The following is a 17,148-nucleotide window of genomic DNA, read 5'->3' as shown; positions in this document are numbered from 1 at the left end:
ATTTATTCACCAAATTCGTTTTTAACTAGTCTCAAAGCTGACATGATGGTCTGATCCATGTTGTAGTAACGGTACTGACCTAAACGGCCACCAAAGACAACGTTTGGCGCATCTTTTTCAGCTAATTCGACATAATTCTTGTACAAAGAACGATTCTTTTTATCATCGATTGGGTAGTATGGTTCATCCCCACGGTGCCATCTCTTTGGATATTCATGAGTAATGACGGTCTTGTGCTTGTTACCCTTACCAAACTCAAAGTGTTTGTGCTCAATGACTCTAGTGTAAGGGGTCTCAGCATCGGTATAGTTAACTACCGCGTTTCCTTGGTAGTTATCAACGTCTTTCACTTCAGTATCAAACTTCAAGCTACGGTACTCCAGAGCTCCCAATTGATATTCAAAGAATTGGTCAATCATTCCGGTAAAGATGATACGCTTACCGGATTTTAGATACTCATCCTTTTTATCAAAGAAATCAGTGTTAGTTTTAACATCGATTAAGTCGCTAGCAAGCATTTTTTCGATAATTTGAGTGTATCCACCAATTGGAATTCCCTGGTATGGATCACTAAAGTAGTTGTTATCATAAATGAAGCGAACTGGAATTCTTCTAATGATAAAGGCTGGGAGATCAGTGGCTTTTCTGCCCCACTGTTTCTCAGTGTAGCCCTTCACCAATTTTTCGTACAAGTCAGGACCAACCAGTGAGATAGCCTGTTCCTCCAAGTTAGTGGGCTTATCCGGAATATTAGCACTCCGCTTCTGTTCCTCAATCTTAGCCTTAGCTTCTTCTGGTGTTCTAACTCCCCACAGTTTGTTAAAGGTGTTCATGTTGAACGGCATGTTATAAATCTCACCGTGATAGTTAGCAATCGGACTGTTAACGTAGTTGTTAAAGTCCGCAAATTGATGCACGTAATCCCAGATGTCTTTCATTTTGGTATGAAAAATATGAGCTCCATATTCGTGAACTTGGATGCCCTCTACTTCTTTGGTATAGATATTGCCACCAACGTGATCACGTTTCTCGATCACCTCAACGTGATTGCCGCGTTTAGCAGCTTCGTATGCAAAGGTTGATCCAAATAATCCAGAACCAACCACTAAATAATCAGTCATGTTATCCTCCAAAATGTATTAATTTACTAGGGCAAGCCCTGCTTAAATGTTTTATTTTCTGTCTGAAATGTACAAATAACTTACTAAATTAATAGATAGTCTTACTTTATCAATAATAGTAAAGAATAATGATACAAGCAACAATGCAATTAAGATTGTAATGTCAATTAACTATCCTTTACTTCATTAACAGCTTTCCCATTAATTTTGGTTCTTTTTTTATCTCCGTTTAAAAACCAAGTATACTCCACATCGAAATGGCCGATATCAAGAACCTGTTTATTTAAGGTTTTAGTCAGGTCATACGAAAGAATGGTCGCCGTTGGTCCCAGTGCAACTAGGACTAAGTCTGGATTATCTTTTGCGATGAGACCTTTCGATCGCATGAGGATATCATCATACTGTTCAAAAGCATTATGACTTGGGCATTCTAGCCTCAAGACCTCACTGGCACTTTCTAACAAATCGTTTCCCTTGCCAAAGTGGGTTTGGTCACCCTCAATTACTAATATCTTTTTATCTGAGACATACTTTTTAAACTCATTAAAAACGTACTTAGCAATGTTCTTATCTTTTAAGTCCATATACGGACGTGTCACACTGGTATTATAGTAAAACTTATTTCGATCTAAATCTTTGAGCCATTCTGAGCCATACTTCCCCATTTCACGTTCCCAGTACATGTCAGCGTTCATGATACTTGGATCTCTAAATGCTTGAGGAAGACCAATTCCATGACCATTAAGATTCGAGTGCAGCACTTCCAAAAGTCGTTTGCTTAATTCTTTTGAATCGCGTTCAAACGATTTCTGACCCGTCATGTTAATCCATTTAAACTCGCCATCACCAAATCGGCTAAGGGAAATATGATCGCTAGTAATTGCATCGATGGTTTGTTCAATTGATTTAACTTTCAAAGCTCGAAATTGTGTTTTATATTTAATTTGATAGATTGGAATGTAAAGAGCGTCGTTAAACGCCTTATACATAAAAGATTTTAAGTTCAAATCTATTTCTCACTTTCGTTTTGAATACAACTTAATGTAAGTCTTGGGCATCATGAAGGCCAAAATAATTGCAACAACATATTTTTTGCTTAATTCTTTTAAGTAGGAAGAACTAATTAAAGGCCGCAAAATCAACCGCTGCGATTGAGCGTCCCAATTCGGATTATTCAAGATGTTGCGGTGAACGTAAAACAAGTCAATTCGCGCCTTAAAGCTTCTGAAATATCTCGCCAATTCTGGGTGGTTTGCGATTAATTTATCGACCTTATCAATGTATTCATTACACTTATCAAGTAATTGAGGATCATATGTATTCGTAGTTGATCCCTCGTGCTTGTTCAATAAATACATTGGTTGATTAATGTAGCCAATCTGTTCCCGATTAATCGACAACAAGTACTGAAGTACAAATAAACTGTCTTCAAAAAAGTTCTTGTTGCTCATCTTAATCTGATTTTTATCAATAATGGCTTTAACAAAAATCTTATTCCAAAGCCCAACGTCCATTTCTTGGTTCTTAGTCAGGTAATCCCCAAGCAGCTGGGCATCACTAGTAGCAGATTCCATTACGGAATGATCCTCAACTTCGACCCGACCGTTCGGAAATTTCTTCTCAATTCCCGCAATCACTAGTTGCCTATCTTGAATCTTATCACCCATTGCCTGAATGTATCCGGGTAAATATTCGTCATCATCATCAGAAAACATGATGTATTTCCCGGCAGCGTGCTCAAGGCCTTTGTTTCTGGCCTCAGCCTGATACTGGCGGTCGGTATAAAAAAGTTGGATGCTCTTGTGATGGAGCATCCGTGACTTGATAATATTTACAGTGTCGTCGGAGGATCCATCATCAATAACTAAAAGCTCAAAGCTAAAATCGGTTTTCTGATTAAAAATCGAATCAATGGCGTTTCCAATTGATTTTTCCGAATTAAAACTGGGCATGATAATACTAATGTCATAGTCAGTCATTAATGACTCCTCTTTCTAATAGTGTGTTTCGTCTTTTCCGACGTTACTGGAGAACTTTCGTTTTACAAAGCCCCACGCCTTTTTAACTAAATGACGATCACCGATTTGAATCCAGTTGCATTCGGTATATTTAACGTGATTTTTATTAATCCAAACGTCCATCAAAACTTCGGATAAATAACCGAAGACCCGCGCCTCTTGAACCGAATAATTGGAAATGTCAATTCGTTTTTCAACGTTAAAAAGAATGTTAAAGAGCCATTTACAATAGTCGTCAAAGTAATTTGTTTTCATGATGAACATGTTAAACATGTGGGCTGAACGACTGTGCATGACCTGGTCAAAACTGGCTAAGTAATCGGGATCGATTTCTGAAATGACCTGACGAGTCTCCTCTAACGGCTCTTTGTAGTGAGAGTGCACATAATGCGAATAAATGGTTTCAACGACGTAGTACCGTTTTCGTGGCAACACGACTGGAGCCTTTTCTAGCATCTTTTCGGCCTGCTCCTTAGTTAGCACCTTATCAAGCGAACGATCAAGGTGTTTGCTGAAAAGACGACGATAGTGGACTAGTCCAATCGCGTCAACGTCATGTAAGTTCTTCCATGCCCAGTAAACGGCAGTTAATTCATTGTAATTGGGATTTTTGGCCGAGATGTTGTCACCTTGATTATCCAGTTGAAAACCCTTTTGGCCCTTGTAATTTTTGTCAGCACCAACCAAAACTGGTCGGTACAAATCTTGATCTTTTGGCATCGGCGCATCTTTATGGGACGCCACCAAAATTGCAATTTTCATCCTTCAACCTCTTTAATAAGCAGCGTTTGGAACCACCATAATCTGAACCGTCTTGCATATGATCTTCAGATCAAACCAGAAACCACTGTTCATAATGTAGACGATGTCCAAATAAACCATGTCATCAAAACCGACGTTATTTCTCCCCGTCACCTGCCACAAACCAGTACAGCCAGGTTTGACTAACAGTCTCTGGCGATCATAATCCGTGTATTCGGCCACTTCTTTTGGAAGTGGTGGACGTGGCCCAACCAGTGACATTTCACCAATTAAAACGTTCACTAACTGAGGCAGTTCGTCCAAACTATACTTTCGAATGAAACGTCCGACCTTAGTGACTCGGGGGTCATCCTTCATCTTAAACATGGCCCCGTCAACTTCATTAAATTTTTTAAGTTCAGCCAATTTTTTGTCAGCGTTAGGGATCATCGACCGAAACTTATACATGTTGAAGACGTCCCCATTACAACCAACTCGTTTTTGCGTGTAAAAAACCTTGCCATGAGACCCATCACACTTGATTAGAATGCTAAGCACTAAGAATAAGGGACTTAGTAAGATAAGCCCAATTAGACTGGCAGTGATGTCAAATATTCTTTTACACGTAAAGTAGACTGGGCGATTCTGGACTTTTTTGGGATCAAGCCAGATCGTCTTTCTCTTTAGGTTCTCTTCCATTCATCATGACTCCCTCATACTTAGTTCTAATTACCCTTTACGCTAAAATGTTCTCCTCATAAACTTAGGAGAACATCTCGTTGCTATTTAAATCTAGTGATAAGCTGCGGTTCCAGTCTTAGCGGCAGGCAACCCTAAATTCTTCCGAATGAAGTTGGTAGTCTGTTGCAATTGACTTTCCGTTGGCACCTGCATTGCTGAGTTCTCAATCATCTGGTTTTCACCCTGAAGATGATTATCAACAAAGTCACCGTGTTCACGGTAACTAGTAGCAAGTTTCGTCAAATCACTTGAGTCCAAATCAGTCTGACTGGACTTGGCAATTGAACTAATGAAGTCATTATTCATGAGATGTGATACCGAACCACCTTTAGCTGCAATGGCTTGGAGAACCTGACGTTGCCGCATTGTTCTTCCGTAATCACCAGCTGGGTCAGAATATCTCATTCTTGAATAAGAAAGTGCTTCTTTTCCGTCCATCTTAGTTGGTTGACCCTTCTTGAAGTTATAGCCTTCATAACTAAAGGACAACGTTGGTGTGATAGTCACTCCACCTACTTGGTCAACGATTTCCTTTAAGCCACCCATGTTAATTAAGACATAGAAATCAATTGGAACGTTTAACAGTTTTTCAACGGTCTTAATGGCAGTCCCAGCACTTCCGTAAGTATATGCAGCATTAATCTTAGATGGTGAATACTGTGGGTATCCGGGAATATTAACGGCAGTATCACGTGGGATACTTGTGAGCGTCATTTTCTTGGTCTCTGGATTAAGGGTGGCAACCATTAAAGTATCGGTTCGACCTTTATAATCACGATCAAGAGCACCCGTATCAGTCCCAAGTAATAGGATTGAAATTGGTTTTTTATGATTTAACAGCGCGTCAGTATCTCGTTGTTTCTTGATTCCTGCACTCTTATAAGCTTTGTTAATTTCATTTGATGCAGATTTATACTTGTAAGCACCATATCCTAAAAACGCTAAAACAATCGCTACGATCACGATCACAACTAGAATAATGATGTTACGAGTCTTATGAGATTTCTTCTCCATGTGACGGCTTCTCATATTATTTCTCCTTAGAATAAAATCGATTTTGAATTAATCATAGTGTAATAATATCATAAGCTGCTAACGATGAAAACTTTATAAGGCAATAAGTTACCTTTTGTTACCATTATTTAAACTACATTATGTTAAAATTTGGGCGAAAATAGGAAAAAGACTGAGGTGAACTAAGTTGGCGACATACTTTAATAAAATGACACGCAACGGCTACAAACAGATTCAAAATGAAATCAAAAAGCTTCAAAAAAATCGTCCGGGAAAAATCCAAGCCTTACACGATGCCGCTGCTCTGGGTGACCGTTCTGAAAACGCGGAATACAGTACCTCTAAAAGAGAGCTCCATCGACTAGAAAGTCGCTTGCGTTATTTTAGAAAACAGGAACAATATGCCGAGATTGTTAGAAAACCTGATAATGACCGAATCGGCATTGGTAGCGAGGTCAAAGTGCAATTTTTAGAAGACGGTGATTTAGATTCCTTCCTTATTGTTGGGAAACAAGAAGCTGAATTCTCTAAATTAGATGAAAACAAAATTTTTTACGATTCTCCGCTTGGAAAATCATTACTAGGTCATCATCTTAATGAAACAATTTCAGTAAAAGCCCCCGAAGTAAACTATAAATTAAAAATCTTGCAAATCGGCACCAGTCAAGGGAAATAGTTTGACCAACGTTGACCAAACCCGGTAGATATGAGCTAATTACTATGCATTCGATTCAAAACTGGTATAATTAGAATTGGAACTTGAGATATGTTCCTATTGTTTATCTTATGTAGTTATAAACTCACCAAGTGGTGAAAATAGGAAAGAGGGAAATTGCACATGGCAGACAATTTTGGAAATGATCCATTCGGAAACGGAATGGACGATTTATTTAATAGTCTAATGAATGGAGGAATGGGTCAAAACCCTAATGCTCGTTACGTTGTTAACGGTCACGAACTTACTCCTGAAGAAGTTGAAGCAATGAGAAAATCAGGTCAAATCCCTGGTCGTCGTGGCAGAAACGGCGGAGGCAACAACGCCAAGCAACAAAAGAAAGCCGAAAGTTACTTGGACAAAGTTGGTCGAAACCTAACTGATGAAGCTAAACAAGGTTTACTTGACCCAGTTATTGGACGTGACAAAGAAATCCAAGAAACCGCTGAAATTTTGAGTCGTCGTATCAAAAACAATCCAATTTTAGTTGGTGACGCTGGTGTTGGTAAGACTGCCATCGTTGAAGGTTTAGCTCAAAAGATCGTTAAGGGTGATGTCCCTGGCGCAATCAAAGACAAGCAAATCATTTCAATCGATTTATCTTCTCTTGAAGCCGGTACTCAATACCGTGGTTCATACGAAGAAAATATTCAAAAATTAATCAAAGAAGTTGAAGAACGTAAAAACGTTATCCTATTCTTTGATGAAATTCATCAAATCGTTGGTGCCGGTGCTTCTGGTGACGAATCTGGAAGTAAAGGTTTAGCTGACATGATCAAGCCAGCTTTGAGCCGTGGTGAAATCTCAGTTATTGGTGCTACTACTCAAGACGAATACAGAAACACCATTATGAAAGACTCTGCACTTGCACGTCGTTTCAATGACGTTACTGTTGACGCTCCAAGTAAAGCTACTACCCTTGAAATTTTGAAGGGTATCAAGAAGGCTTACGAAGACCATCACCAAGTTACTTTACCTGACGATGTTTTAAAAGCTGCCGTTGACTACTCAGTTCAATACATCCCTCAACGTTCATTACCTGACAAGGCCATTGACTTGATCGATATGACCGCTGCTCACTTGGCCGCAAAGCACCCTGTTACTGACAAGGTTACCCTTGAAAGTGAATTAAAGGATGCTAAGAAGGAAAAAGAAGACGCAGCTAAAGCTGAAAAGTACGAAGATGCAGCTAAAGCAAAGACTAAGATCGAAGATATCGAAAAGAAACTTAAGAGTGACGACACTAACACTGACCGTCCTGTTGCAAAGGTATCAGACATTGCTGACTCAGTTGAAAGATTAACTGGTATTCCAGTTTCACAGATGAGTGCTAACGACCTTGAAAGATTGAAAGGTATGGATACTCGTCTTAAGGGCCGTGTCATTGGTCAAGACCAAGCTGTTGACCTAGTTGTTAACGCTATCCGTAGAAACCGTGCCGGTTTTGACGAGGGTAACCGTCCAATTGGTTCATTCTTATTCGTTGGACCTACTGGTGTTGGTAAGACTGAATTAGTTAAGCAATTGGCTAAAGACATGTTCAACGATGAAAACTCAATCATCAGACTTGATATGTCAGAATACCAAGATGTAACTGCTGTATCCAAGATGATTGGTACTTCAGCTGGTTACGTTGGTTACGGTGACAATGGTAATACCCTTACTGAACAAGTAAGAAGAAACCCATACTCAATCGTATTGCTTGATGAAATTGAAAAGGCTAACCCACAAGTAATTACCCTATTACTTCAAGTTATGGACGATGGTCGTTTGACTGATGGTCAAGGTAACGTGGTCGACTTTAAGAACACCGTTATCATTGCTACTTCAAACGCCGGATTCGGAAACGATTCAATGAGCAAGAACAACAAGAAGGACATGTCAATTATGGACCGTTTGGCTCCATACTTCAGACCTGAATTCTTGAACCGATTCAATGCCATTGTTGAGTTCTCACACCTGACTAAGGAAGACTTAAGCAAGATTGTTGACCTAATGATCGGTAACTTAAACGACACCTTAGCTCAAAAAGACATGGAACTTTCCGTAACTCCAGATGCTAAGAAATGGTTGATGGATCAAGGTTACGACGAAGCCATGGGTGCTCGTCCATTACGTCGAGTAATCGAACAACAATTAAGAGATAAAATTGCGATGTACTACTTGGATCACCAAGATGTTAAACATCTTAAGGCTGACCTTAGAAAAGACACCATCGAAATCACTAAGAATACTGACAAGACTAAACTTGCTAGTGGTGACTAATTTAATTAGGAAAATAAAGAAATACATGATTATAGATTTATGTCTATAGTCATGTATTTTTTTGTAAAATTGTTTATGAATAAGGAGATTTTAATATCGATAAACAACACTGTTTTATTGTAATGGGTTATGGAACACGTCCCGATTACTGGTCTAATACAGCCACGCCAGAAAATGTAAACTTAGACGAAATATATTCAAAAATTATCAAGCCCGCACTAGATACATTTTCTAATTCAATAACTTATATTAGAAGTGACGAAGTAGAAAAACCAGGAAATATTGATTCAAAAATGTATAAACTATTAATGAGTGCAGAACTAGTAATCGCAGATATAACGACTTTAAATCCAAATGCTATGTATGAAATTGGGGTACGACATGCCTTAAGACCTTACTCAACAATAGTTATGGCTGACAAAAATGACAAATTACCCTTTGATATCAACCATGAAAATATTTTAAAACATAGTTTAAGTACACCAGAAAATATAAAAACTGCTAAAGAACATTTAATAGCCTTTATAAAGGACGCCAAATATAATATTTCTAATGAAAAAGAATCCGATAGTCCAATTTATGAATATAGTAATTTAGCAGTTCCTTTGGAGTTATCACCATCACAAATAAGTAAAATTTGGGAAGAAAATAGTAATTCCATAAACTCTATATCATGTGAAGTAAATAAAGCAAAAAAATTAATAAAAGAAGAAAAAATTATTGACGCAAGAAATATATACGAAAATTTGCATAATTCATATACTAATGATGACTTTTTTACACAACAATTAGCCTATCTCTATAGTAGAGATGAAAATTTATTAAATAAAGCAGAAGACATAATATGGACCCTTTCACCATTAAAAAGTTTTGATACAGAAACCACTGGAATTTACGGGGGTATTGAAAAAAGAATATATAAAAAACGTAAAAACCCGATTAATTTAGAAAACGCAATTGATTCATACTTAAGGGGTTTCATATTAAAAAACGATTATTATAATGGTGAAAATTATGTTAATTGTCTATGTCAAAAATTATTAGATAATTATAAAAATATAAAGCAAGACGAAAAAGCTTACATTATATTTGAAATACAAAAAAGAAATAAAGAAGTAGCTAAATTAGCAGAAAAAGCTTATGATGATTCACGCAATTCTAAAAGTTGGGACTTTTGGGCAGCAGCAACTTATGCCAATTCAGCTTTACTAATGGGAGAAAATGATAATTTTTCAAATTATAAACGCATATTCACAAATAAATCAAATAATGAACAGGTAAAATCTTTTAACGAAACTGAAAATCTAAGAAAACAAGTACTTAAAATTATAAATAATTGGAGTAATTAATATCTATGGAAAAACACAAATGCTTTATTTCATTTAAAAGTAACAATATGGATGAAAAAAATGAAATAAAAGAAGCACTTTCTGATCAAATAATAGATAAATCTTTAGAAGTAGCAATTAGTAGTACTGACGAAGATTATATCATGCAGAAAATCCGAGAAGATCACCTACAAGACTCAACTGTAACAATATTTTTAATTGGAAATTATTCCTCTGAGTATAGTGCAACTAATCAAAATTTCATAAAAAAAGAATTAAGCGCTTCATTGTACAATTATAAAGAAGCTGGAAGAAATGGTATTTTAGGAATAGTTTTACCAGAAATGGAGGATAGAATATATGGAGGGTCAGAAAAGTGTATTTTTTGTGGAAAAGATCATAATATAGTAAATATTGACGACAATACTGTTATAAGGGAATTCAGTAAAAACTTTTATATAGATGATGGTACAGATAAATGCTCATGGTCATATAATGAGCGTTATTGTGTTTTATCTAAAAAAGATGACTTCTTAAATGATCCTCAAAAATACATTAATATGGCTTACGATAAAAGAAATTCTGATATTAGTAAAAAAGTCACAGTATTTCCAAAAAGATTAAACTAATTTATATTTATTCTAAAGGAATCATTTCTTTATGTTCGATGAAAAAGTAAAAAGCCGTATTCTATTAATTAGAATACGGCTTTTGTCACTATTTAAGATTCAATTTATTATATTCTTCAACAAAGTTAATTGACGATAAAACTGTCGCATCTGAACTATCAAATGAAGTAACAATTGAGGCAATGGATCTAACATATGGATAAATCATAGCTGCTCCATTTATAGCTAGATAACGTTGTAATTCTTTTTCAGAAATTCCCTCTCTAACTTTAAAGTTCCCCTGCACTACAATAGTGCCCATTCTTTTTTCTTTATTATTATTAAAACTAACCTTAATCTCAACGAAAGCTAATTTATTATCGTCGGAAACTCCAGTTTTCACGTTCATACGCGATGGACAATCTTTAATTACTTCATTGTAACGATTTACATTATCAAAGTTTTTTACATTAATCTTTTTAACTTTATATCCAATAAAATTAATCACAGGATCATTCTTATTTACCATATCAATTCCTTATTAATTAAGATGCCAATTCAATAGAGTTAATACCATTACTCGATAATGAATACGTAGGTTCATTATGTTTTCGTCCATCAACTTTATAAAATTCATAATAATTATTATCTTTTGAGGAATTTAACTTAATTTTATAATCAAAGTGGTCAGAAATACCTTTAGTTTTAGTAAGAGGAGCTGCTTTCTCAATCAAAGTAGATAATTCGTTTGCAATTTCTTCTTTATCATTAAAGATGGCATTATCAATTTCATTAAAATTAAAATCACGCATAATAATATTCCTCCCTTTTAATTAAATAATACACTATAGCTAACATTTTAGTAAATATTTCCCTCTTATAACATCAAGATTTCTAATACAAATCTCTATTTGTTCATTATGAATACTAAAATCACTCTGGTCATCATTAGAAATGTTTGTTGGAGCTAAAACCCTAACAGCTTTTATTCCTTTAGGCCAATATTTGTTTAACTGTGGAGTCCGATTTATATACATTATAAACTCTTCTATCCATAATCCATCCAAAGATTGTTGATATTTTTCATTACTAAGTCTTTCATTTGCATCACGAAAAGCTTTAGATTTTTTATTCAACACAGGCAAAATGTCTTTTCTAAACTTTCTATATATTTTTAAAATACTAGGATCAGTAAAATCTAACAATTCATCTTCCTTAACTTGAATATTTAGTTTAACTATCCCAATCTTCTTAACTGGATTTTTATTAATCGCAAAGGTTCTTGCTAACTCCATGTCATCCTCAAAACCATAAAATCCGAATCCTGCACTACCAGGTAATCTTTTTAACCATCCATTTTTCGAATAGTTTAATTTAACTATATTAGGATTACCTTTAACAATGCTTTCAGATTTTTTTAAAGAAGATCCATGATAAATAGTTAAATTATATATACTAATCGTCATTACAAGCTGCCTTCATAATGTATAGAGTATTCAACTAGTCAATTATATCATATAAACATCAAATAATTAATTATCTAAAGTAATAAGAAAAATGTTAGTCAAGTTAGTTGCATTTTTAAAAACATCTACCAGTTCTGGTAGATGTTTTTTTGTGCCCAAAATCTTTTTCTTAAGATTTGCCGAAGTCCATATACAGCACGGCTTTTGCGTGCTAAACTTGCTATTATACAAACTAATAATTAGGGATCCAATAATATGAATAATAAAACTACAAAACGTCGGTTTATTACCGGCTTCACCGGCTTACGGGCACTTGCCGTTATCTGTGTCATCTTATACCACCTGTCACCTAGCGTATTTACTGGAGGATACCTAGGGGTTCCGGTGTTTTTGACGTTGTCAGGGTATTTGGTTACCGATCATTTGATTACCGAATATCATGAAACGAACCATTTCCGCTACGGCTACTTTTGGTCAAAACGATTAAAACGGCTGTATCCCACCCTCATTACGATGTTATTTGCGACCGCTGCATACATAACATTGTTTCAACGTAATCTACTAGCGAATCTATGGCAGAGCGTCGTATCTAACTTAGCTTACGTATATAACTGGTGGGAAATCATGAATGGTCAATCGTACTTTCAGAACTTTGCTGGAAGTGCTTCCCCATTTACCCACCTTTGGACCCTTGCAATTGAAGGTCAATTTTACCTAATTTGGCCCCTCATTGCCTACTTCTTACTTAAAAAATTCCACGGAAACAAACACCCCATCTTCTACACTGCCATTTTATTATCAGTTCTTTCAGTCCTTTTAATGGCCGTTCTGTATCATCCTGGTAGTGATCCTAGTCGAGTTTACTACGGGACCGACACCCGAATGTTCTCAATTCTTTTCGGAGCCGCCCTGGCCGTTTTCTGGCCGAGTACCCAGAAACGCGATCATGACAACCAAAAATCATTTCTATTGGACGTCTTTGGTCTAATCGGAATGGTAGGAATGGGTTGGATCATCGTTACCACTGGTTCACAATCACCGTTTTTGTATCGTGGTGGCATGGCACTGTTCTCGATCTTTACCATAATGGCCATGATGGCGGTTGTTCATCCTAATAGTCACTGGAATCGCATCCTAACCAATAAATTATTTGACTGGATTGGTTCTAGAAGTTATGAAATCTATGTTTACCAGTTCCCTGTTTTTGTTTTCTTTGCCGACAAATTTAAAGATGTAGCTGATCATCAATGGTTGTATTCTCTTATCGAAATTGCGATTATCATCGTTATCTCAGAATTATCGTACCGCTTCATTGAGGTTCCGCTCGCTAAATACGATTACCATCGGGTCCCTGAGTTTTTCAAGACTCTCTTCAACATTTACAAGATGAGTCTTAACCAGATTAAAGATTGGCTGACATCGTGCTTTAAGCACCACATGGTCTTAAAGGTCCTAGCAATTATTGTATTAACCATTGGCACGGTTGGCATCTTCCAATCAACCACAGTTAATCCGAAGGCCGCCAATCACACGCAACTGGCCAACCGAATTCAAAAGAACTCTAAGGCGCAAGATAAGCACAACGAAAAACTAGCCAAAGAAATCAAATCCGGTAAAAAATCAAAGAACACGAAAGTCAATAAGAAGCTGGAAAAAGACGGCCTAACCAAGCAACAACTCCAAGAAGCTCAGAACCTCTCTGGAAGTGCCATTGGTGACTCAGTCATGCTGTCTGGACGCGATAATCTGCAAAAGATCTTTCCAAAACTATACATTGACGCTGCCACCTCGCGTCACCCTCAAGATGGCGTTGCCATCATGAAGAGTATGCAACAACAAGGTTTGTTGGGTAAAAACGTCATTATCGGCCTTGGAACTAACGGTGCCATTAGTGACGAGACGCTGAAGCAATACATGGAAATTGCGGGAAAGAACCGTCATGTCTTCTGGATTAACACCTACGTTCCAACTCAACCATGGCAGAACCAGGTTAACTCGTTTCTAAATAAGGCTCAAAAGAAGTATAAGAACTTGTATGTGATCGACTGGTATAATTATGCTAAGTCACATCCACAGTACCTCTATCAAGACCAGACGCACCCTAACGTGCAAGGAACGCCGAAGTATTCTTCCTTCATCGCTCAAAACGTTTTGAAGCACGCCGAAAAATAATTAATAAGCCAACCCAAATGGTTGGCTTATTTTTTTCGAAAGAATAGACGTGGCTAAGATTTTCTTATAAGATATAGCTATAACATTTAGAGGAGTTTTTTATCATCGTAGAATTCATTAAAGAACATCGCATGGACATTTTAAAATACCTTGGCATTGTCATCGCCGTCCTCTTCTTCTACATCCTATTCATGGATTATTGGCCAGAGATTAAAATGATGTTCAATCCTGCTACCCGCGGCACGGCGATTCAAGAAATCCGTGACCACGGTCTAATTGATGCTGTCTTATTGATCTTCTTGTTGTACATCTTGACCATGATTCCAGGGGCACCAGTCGCAGTTGTCGGCGTTATCACTGGGATTTGTTTTGGAAAATGGCTTGGCATTATCATCAACGTGATTGGACTTTCAGCCGGAAACTTTGGGACGACTAAGATTGTTTCATCATTTAAAGGGATTGCTAGAAAATACGAGAACAATAAGTATGCCAAACACTTTAAACACTTAAAGCATCCCCTCCTCGGTCTGATTATCGGATATTCGATCCCCTTTATCCCGACGTTTCTAGTCAGTTTTCAGGCCAATCAGGATAAGAAACGGTTTCCAGACAAGAAAGTGAAGATTGCGACGATTCTGGGAAGCATTCCCATTTCAATCATCTACTCGCTTGGTGGTGACACGATTTTGCAAGGGAGTTTCAAGAAACTGATGGTGTTAATCGGTATCATCGTCGTTTTTGCCCTCATCGTGTTCTTTTTAATTAAACGACTGGTAACCGATAAACTCTAATCGAGGTACCCGTTTCCAATTGTTTTTAAAAATGGTAATATAGTAGAGTATAGTAACAATTTATTAATGGAGGTTTTACCATGGCTAAGCATGACAAAAAAGATCAAATTAAAAACTTGCTTGACTTGGAATCCGATAACGGCCCAGTTTTAACAATCACTGTACCCTTGGATCCTAAGGAAGACAATACTCGTAGAGACAACACCCAAATCAACAGTTTGGTTGACACTGCTAAAAAAGCATTTCAAAAACAATACAAACCAGAACTTTGGAACGCCTATGATTTTCAAATTAAGAACTACCTAAAGACTTTACAACCTAAGGCAACCATTGCTAAGGGGATCATCATGTACGTAACTAACGATTCCATCGAAGTTGCTCAATTGAACTACGCTCCACAAACAGCATTCTCATTCTCAGACAAATTGCAAATCTTACCAATCGTAAGACAATACCAATTCGTTCCTGACTTTGACATGTTGTTCTTACAACGTGACGACTTCAAAGTATTTCACGTTAACGACTTGAGCGTTGTTGATGACGACACCGACACTCCAGATCCATTTGACTCAAACAAGACCGAGACTGAGACCCAGGATGATCCTAGAAAGAACGGAGCTAAGTGGGATACTCACGAATACTACGAATTGGTTGACAAATATGTTCAAAAACATGTTTCAAACAAGGACCACAATCCATTAGTAGTTGTTGCAAACGCTGAAGACGAAGGCCGTTTCAACCGTGCTACTCACAACCCATACGTGGTTGAAGACAAACACGTTGAAATGGATGCCGCCGTTAAAAATGCTGGCGAAAACGTTCAAGAAGTTGCTCAAACCATCCATGATAACTTCGTTTCAGATGGTGAGAAATCAATGAAAGACGTCTATGACAAAGCCGACGGTGCTAAGAAGACCACTGATGACTACGATGAAATCTTGAAGGCTGCCATTGACGACCGAATTGCTAACCTAATCATCCAACAGGATGCTTACGTTCAAAGCAAGGATAACGGTGAGGACGTTGAAGTTAACGCCGAAGGTTCACGTCCATCTAATGAATTAAACTCATTAGCATTGACAGTTCTTGGCCTTGATGGTGATGTTACTGTATTGCCTGCTGACGATATGCCAACTGACAAGAAAGTTGCAGCTATTTTAAGATGGTAATTTTAAAAAAGAGCTTGGTAACCAAGCTCTTTTTTTATGCGCAAATTTAATATATTTTTAGCGTATGTATATTAAGGGAATTTAAATATGTCAATAGATAAACAGCTAAATAGGGAATTACCTCAAGCCTTAATAATCACAAACTATCAAAACAGTAAAACAGAACAGATTAATGAGTATAAAAAATTACTCAAAAAAACACTTAATATAAAAGAAATAACAAAAATTAATCTCCATTTTTACAAATCAATAACCAATGAAAAAAACGCACTTAAATTATCAGTTTTTAACGTCCATAATCATTTAACTGACAAATTAGTCTTAACTTTGCCACAATTTAATTTATGTGTACCTGAAATGAAAAATATCAATAAACAAGCCGAAATCCTAATTAAAGAAAAAACTATCTACGGTTTAAAGGATCAGGCAGGTTTAGAACGAATTTTGGGCCAAATTAACCAATATTTATTTAACAAAGACCTTCATCCTACCATTATTGATAAGGCAACTTATATTTGGTATTCCATAGCAAGCTACCAATTTTTTACGAATGGTAACAAAAGAACAGCCATGTTAGCTGCTCTCACCTTTCTTAGTAATAATTATTATACATTTGATATATATGATGACATGGCTCTCTATACGATTTCCGTTGCAATTGCTCAAAAAAGCATGTCACAAGCTGAATTAAAAGAGTATGTTACCTTTCATTGTTATTTAGACTTAGATTTAATGCAATCTATACTTGGCGTTTGACAAAACTAAATTTATAAAATAGCATGTATTGAAAGCATAGATAGTGGTTTAAGAAAAGAGAAATTAATATGAATATAACCGATAAAGAGCTGAACCAATTATTCGATAAATTAATGGATCCCAAAAATCGTAAAAGAATTAATGAAGAAGCTAATAAGAAAGTAACAGATAACCCTAAGGTAATAAAAGCACTCAAGATGCTTTCTAAGATATAAAGTCCAATATAAAAACCATATGTGTAGC

18 protein-coding genes are annotated in these 17,148 nt (G+C 36.6%); 9 read left to right on the top strand and 9 right to left on the bottom strand.

What is annotated here, in order from left to right; genetic code table 11:
* Positions 1 to 2 precede the first annotated feature (2 nt).
* The 6 genes from glf to AC6UDG_RS01365 form a co-directional block, all read right to left on the bottom strand.
* On the bottom strand, positions 3 to 1,121 hold the full coding sequence (glf, locus tag AC6UDG_RS01390; RefSeq protein WP_500706201.1) for a UDP-galactopyranose mutase: 1,119 nt from the start codon (positions 1,119 to 1,121) through the stop codon (positions 3 to 5).
* 167 nt (positions 1,122 to 1,288) lie between these two features.
* Positions 1,289 to 2,128 (bottom strand): GT-D fold domain-containing glycosyltransferase, encoded by an 840-nt coding sequence (locus tag AC6UDG_RS01385; RefSeq protein WP_500706200.1) that lies wholly within the window; start codon positions 2,126 to 2,128, stop codon positions 1,289 to 1,291.
* Positions 2,129 to 2,137: 9 nt separating this feature from the next.
* Positions 2,138 to 3,100, bottom strand: a complete 963-nt coding sequence (locus AC6UDG_RS01380) for a glycosyltransferase family 2 protein (RefSeq protein ID WP_500706199.1) — start codon at positions 3,098 to 3,100, stop codon at positions 2,138 to 2,140.
* A 15-nt stretch (positions 3,101 to 3,115) separates the two neighbouring features.
* On the bottom strand, positions 3,116 to 3,901 hold the full coding sequence (locus tag AC6UDG_RS01375; RefSeq protein ID WP_500706198.1) for a DUF4422 domain-containing protein: 786 nt from the start codon (positions 3,899 to 3,901) through the stop codon (positions 3,116 to 3,118).
* A 12-nt stretch (positions 3,902 to 3,913) separates the two neighbouring features.
* Positions 3,914 to 4,579 carry a sugar transferase gene (locus AC6UDG_RS01370; RefSeq protein ID WP_500693331.1) on the bottom strand — a complete coding sequence of 222 codons (666 nt, stop codon included), beginning with the start codon at positions 4,577 to 4,579 and terminating at the stop codon, positions 3,914 to 3,916.
* Positions 4,580 to 4,672: 93 nt separating this feature from the next.
* Entirely contained in the window at positions 4,673 to 5,650 is a 978-nt protein-coding gene (locus AC6UDG_RS01365; RefSeq protein ID WP_500693330.1) for an LCP family protein, read from the bottom strand.
* 193 nt (positions 5,651 to 5,843) lie between these two features.
* Here AC6UDG_RS01365 and AC6UDG_RS01360 point away from each other — a divergent pair, with 193 nt between their 5' ends.
* The 4 genes from AC6UDG_RS01360 to AC6UDG_RS01345 all read left to right on the top strand — a co-directional run bounded on the left by AC6UDG_RS01360 (position 5,844) and on the right by AC6UDG_RS01345 (position 10,572).
* Positions 5,844 to 6,311, top strand: a complete 468-nt coding sequence (locus AC6UDG_RS01360) for a GreA/GreB family elongation factor (RefSeq protein ID WP_500706345.1) — start codon at positions 5,844 to 5,846, stop codon at positions 6,309 to 6,311.
* Between the two features lie 162 nt (positions 6,312 to 6,473).
* Positions 6,474 to 8,615: an ATP-dependent Clp protease ATP-binding subunit gene (locus AC6UDG_RS01355; protein ID WP_500706197.1), complete on the top strand. Its 2,142-nt coding sequence runs from the start codon at positions 6,474 to 6,476 to the stop codon at positions 8,613 to 8,615.
* 122 nt (positions 8,616 to 8,737) lie between these two features.
* Entirely contained in the window at positions 8,738 to 9,964 is a 1,227-nt protein-coding gene (locus AC6UDG_RS01350; protein ID WP_500706196.1) for a tetratricopeptide repeat-containing protein, read from the top strand.
* A gap of 5 nt (positions 9,965 to 9,969) precedes the next feature.
* Positions 9,970 to 10,572 carry a TIR domain-containing protein gene (locus AC6UDG_RS01345; RefSeq protein WP_500706195.1) on the top strand — a complete coding sequence of 201 codons (603 nt, stop codon included), beginning with the start codon at positions 9,970 to 9,972 and terminating at the stop codon, positions 10,570 to 10,572.
* Positions 10,573 to 10,660: 88 nt separating this feature from the next.
* On the opposite strand, the gene AC6UDG_RS01340 is transcribed toward AC6UDG_RS01345, so the two are convergent.
* Genes AC6UDG_RS01340 through AC6UDG_RS01330 form a run of 3 tightly spaced genes read right to left on the bottom strand, consistent with a single transcriptional unit; the run spans position 10,661 to position 12,017 of the window.
* Complete coding sequence (locus tag AC6UDG_RS01340) at positions 10,661 to 11,080, bottom strand: protein-export chaperone SecB (RefSeq protein WP_500706194.1); 420 nt, start codon at positions 11,078 to 11,080, stop codon at positions 10,661 to 10,663.
* Positions 11,081 to 11,096: 16 nt separating this feature from the next.
* The gene (locus AC6UDG_RS01335) at positions 11,097 to 11,363 is read right to left on the bottom strand and encodes a hypothetical protein (RefSeq protein WP_500706193.1); all 267 of its coding nucleotides are present in this window, start codon (positions 11,361 to 11,363) and stop codon (positions 11,097 to 11,099) included.
* A 39-nt stretch (positions 11,364 to 11,402) separates the two neighbouring features.
* Positions 11,403 to 12,017 (bottom strand): hypothetical protein, encoded by a 615-nt coding sequence (locus tag AC6UDG_RS01330; protein WP_500706192.1) that lies wholly within the window; start codon positions 12,015 to 12,017, stop codon positions 11,403 to 11,405.
* Positions 12,018 to 12,272: 255 nt separating this feature from the next.
* Here AC6UDG_RS01330 and AC6UDG_RS01325 point away from each other — a divergent pair, with 255 nt between their 5' ends.
* The 5 genes from AC6UDG_RS01325 to AC6UDG_RS01305 all read left to right on the top strand — a co-directional run bounded on the left by AC6UDG_RS01325 (position 12,273) and on the right by AC6UDG_RS01305 (position 17,120).
* Entirely contained in the window at positions 12,273 to 14,189 is a 1,917-nt protein-coding gene (locus AC6UDG_RS01325; protein ID WP_500706191.1) for an acyltransferase family protein, read from the top strand.
* Positions 14,190 to 14,320: 131 nt separating this feature from the next.
* Positions 14,321 to 14,980 carry a TVP38/TMEM64 family protein gene (locus AC6UDG_RS01320; protein WP_500696383.1) on the top strand — a complete coding sequence of 220 codons (660 nt, stop codon included), beginning with the start codon at positions 14,321 to 14,323 and terminating at the stop codon, positions 14,978 to 14,980.
* Positions 14,981 to 15,060: 80 nt separating this feature from the next.
* On the top strand, positions 15,061 to 16,149 hold the full coding sequence (locus AC6UDG_RS01315; RefSeq protein WP_500706190.1) for a baeRF3 domain-containing protein: 1,089 nt from the start codon (positions 15,061 to 15,063) through the stop codon (positions 16,147 to 16,149).
* 87 nt (positions 16,150 to 16,236) lie between these two features.
* Entirely contained in the window at positions 16,237 to 16,905 is a 669-nt protein-coding gene (locus AC6UDG_RS01310) for a type II toxin-antitoxin system death-on-curing family toxin (protein WP_500706189.1), read from the top strand.
* A 68-nt stretch (positions 16,906 to 16,973) separates the two neighbouring features.
* Positions 16,974 to 17,120 carry a hypothetical protein gene (locus tag AC6UDG_RS01305; protein WP_500695421.1) on the top strand — a complete coding sequence of 49 codons (147 nt, stop codon included), beginning with the start codon at positions 16,974 to 16,976 and terminating at the stop codon, positions 17,118 to 17,120.
* The last annotated feature ends 28 nt before the right edge of the window (positions 17,121 to 17,148 follow it).

Source organism: Fructilactobacillus sp. X2R1C1, from assembly GCF_059901435.1.
Note: the sequence above shows the minus strand (reverse complement) of the source record. Positions and strands in the feature narration are given on the sequence as shown.

Excerpts from the sequence above, each read along its gene's own strand:
- AC6UDG_RS01305 (WP_500695421.1), top strand. The coding sequence starts at position 16,974 with ATGAATATAACCGATAAAGAGCTGAACCAATTATTCGATAAATTAATG.
- AC6UDG_RS01345 (WP_500706195.1), top strand. The coding sequence starts at position 9,970 with ATGGAAAAACACAAATGCTTTATTTCATTTAAAAGTAACAATATGGAT.
- AC6UDG_RS01315 (WP_500706190.1), top strand. The coding sequence starts at position 15,061 with ATGGCTAAGCATGACAAAAAAGATCAAATTAAAAACTTGCTTGACTTG.
- AC6UDG_RS01380 (WP_500706199.1), bottom strand. The coding sequence starts at position 3,100 with ATGACTGACTATGACATTAGTATTATCATGCCCAGTTTTAATTCGGAA.
- AC6UDG_RS01360 (WP_500706345.1), top strand. The coding sequence starts at position 5,844 with ATGACACGCAACGGCTACAAACAGATTCAAAATGAAATCAAAAAGCTT.
- AC6UDG_RS01365 (WP_500693330.1), bottom strand. The coding sequence starts at position 5,650 with ATGAGAAGCCGTCACATGGAGAAGAAATCTCATAAGACTCGTAACATC.
- AC6UDG_RS01375 (WP_500706198.1), bottom strand. The coding sequence starts at position 3,901 with ATGAAAATTGCAATTTTGGTGGCGTCCCATAAAGATGCGCCGATGCCA.
- AC6UDG_RS01330 (WP_500706192.1), bottom strand. The coding sequence starts at position 12,017 with ATGACGATTAGTATATATAATTTAACTATTTATCATGGATCTTCTTTA.
- AC6UDG_RS01340 (WP_500706194.1), bottom strand. The coding sequence starts at position 11,080 with ATGGTAAATAAGAATGATCCTGTGATTAATTTTATTGGATATAAAGTT.
- AC6UDG_RS01310 (WP_500706189.1), top strand. The coding sequence starts at position 16,237 with ATGTCAATAGATAAACAGCTAAATAGGGAATTACCTCAAGCCTTAATA.
- AC6UDG_RS01335 (WP_500706193.1), bottom strand. The coding sequence starts at position 11,363 with ATGCGTGATTTTAATTTTAATGAAATTGATAATGCCATCTTTAATGAT.
- AC6UDG_RS01350 (WP_500706196.1), top strand. The coding sequence starts at position 8,738 with ATGGGTTATGGAACACGTCCCGATTACTGGTCTAATACAGCCACGCCA.
- AC6UDG_RS01320 (WP_500696383.1), top strand. The coding sequence starts at position 14,321 with ATGGACATTTTAAAATACCTTGGCATTGTCATCGCCGTCCTCTTCTTC.
- AC6UDG_RS01370 (WP_500693331.1), bottom strand. The coding sequence starts at position 4,579 with ATGGAAGAGAACCTAAAGAGAAAGACGATCTGGCTTGATCCCAAAAAA.
- glf (WP_500706201.1), bottom strand. The coding sequence starts at position 1,121 with ATGACTGATTATTTAGTGGTTGGTTCTGGATTATTTGGATCAACCTTT.
- AC6UDG_RS01325 (WP_500706191.1), top strand. The coding sequence starts at position 12,273 with ATGAATAATAAAACTACAAAACGTCGGTTTATTACCGGCTTCACCGGC.
- AC6UDG_RS01355 (WP_500706197.1), top strand. The coding sequence starts at position 6,474 with ATGGCAGACAATTTTGGAAATGATCCATTCGGAAACGGAATGGACGAT.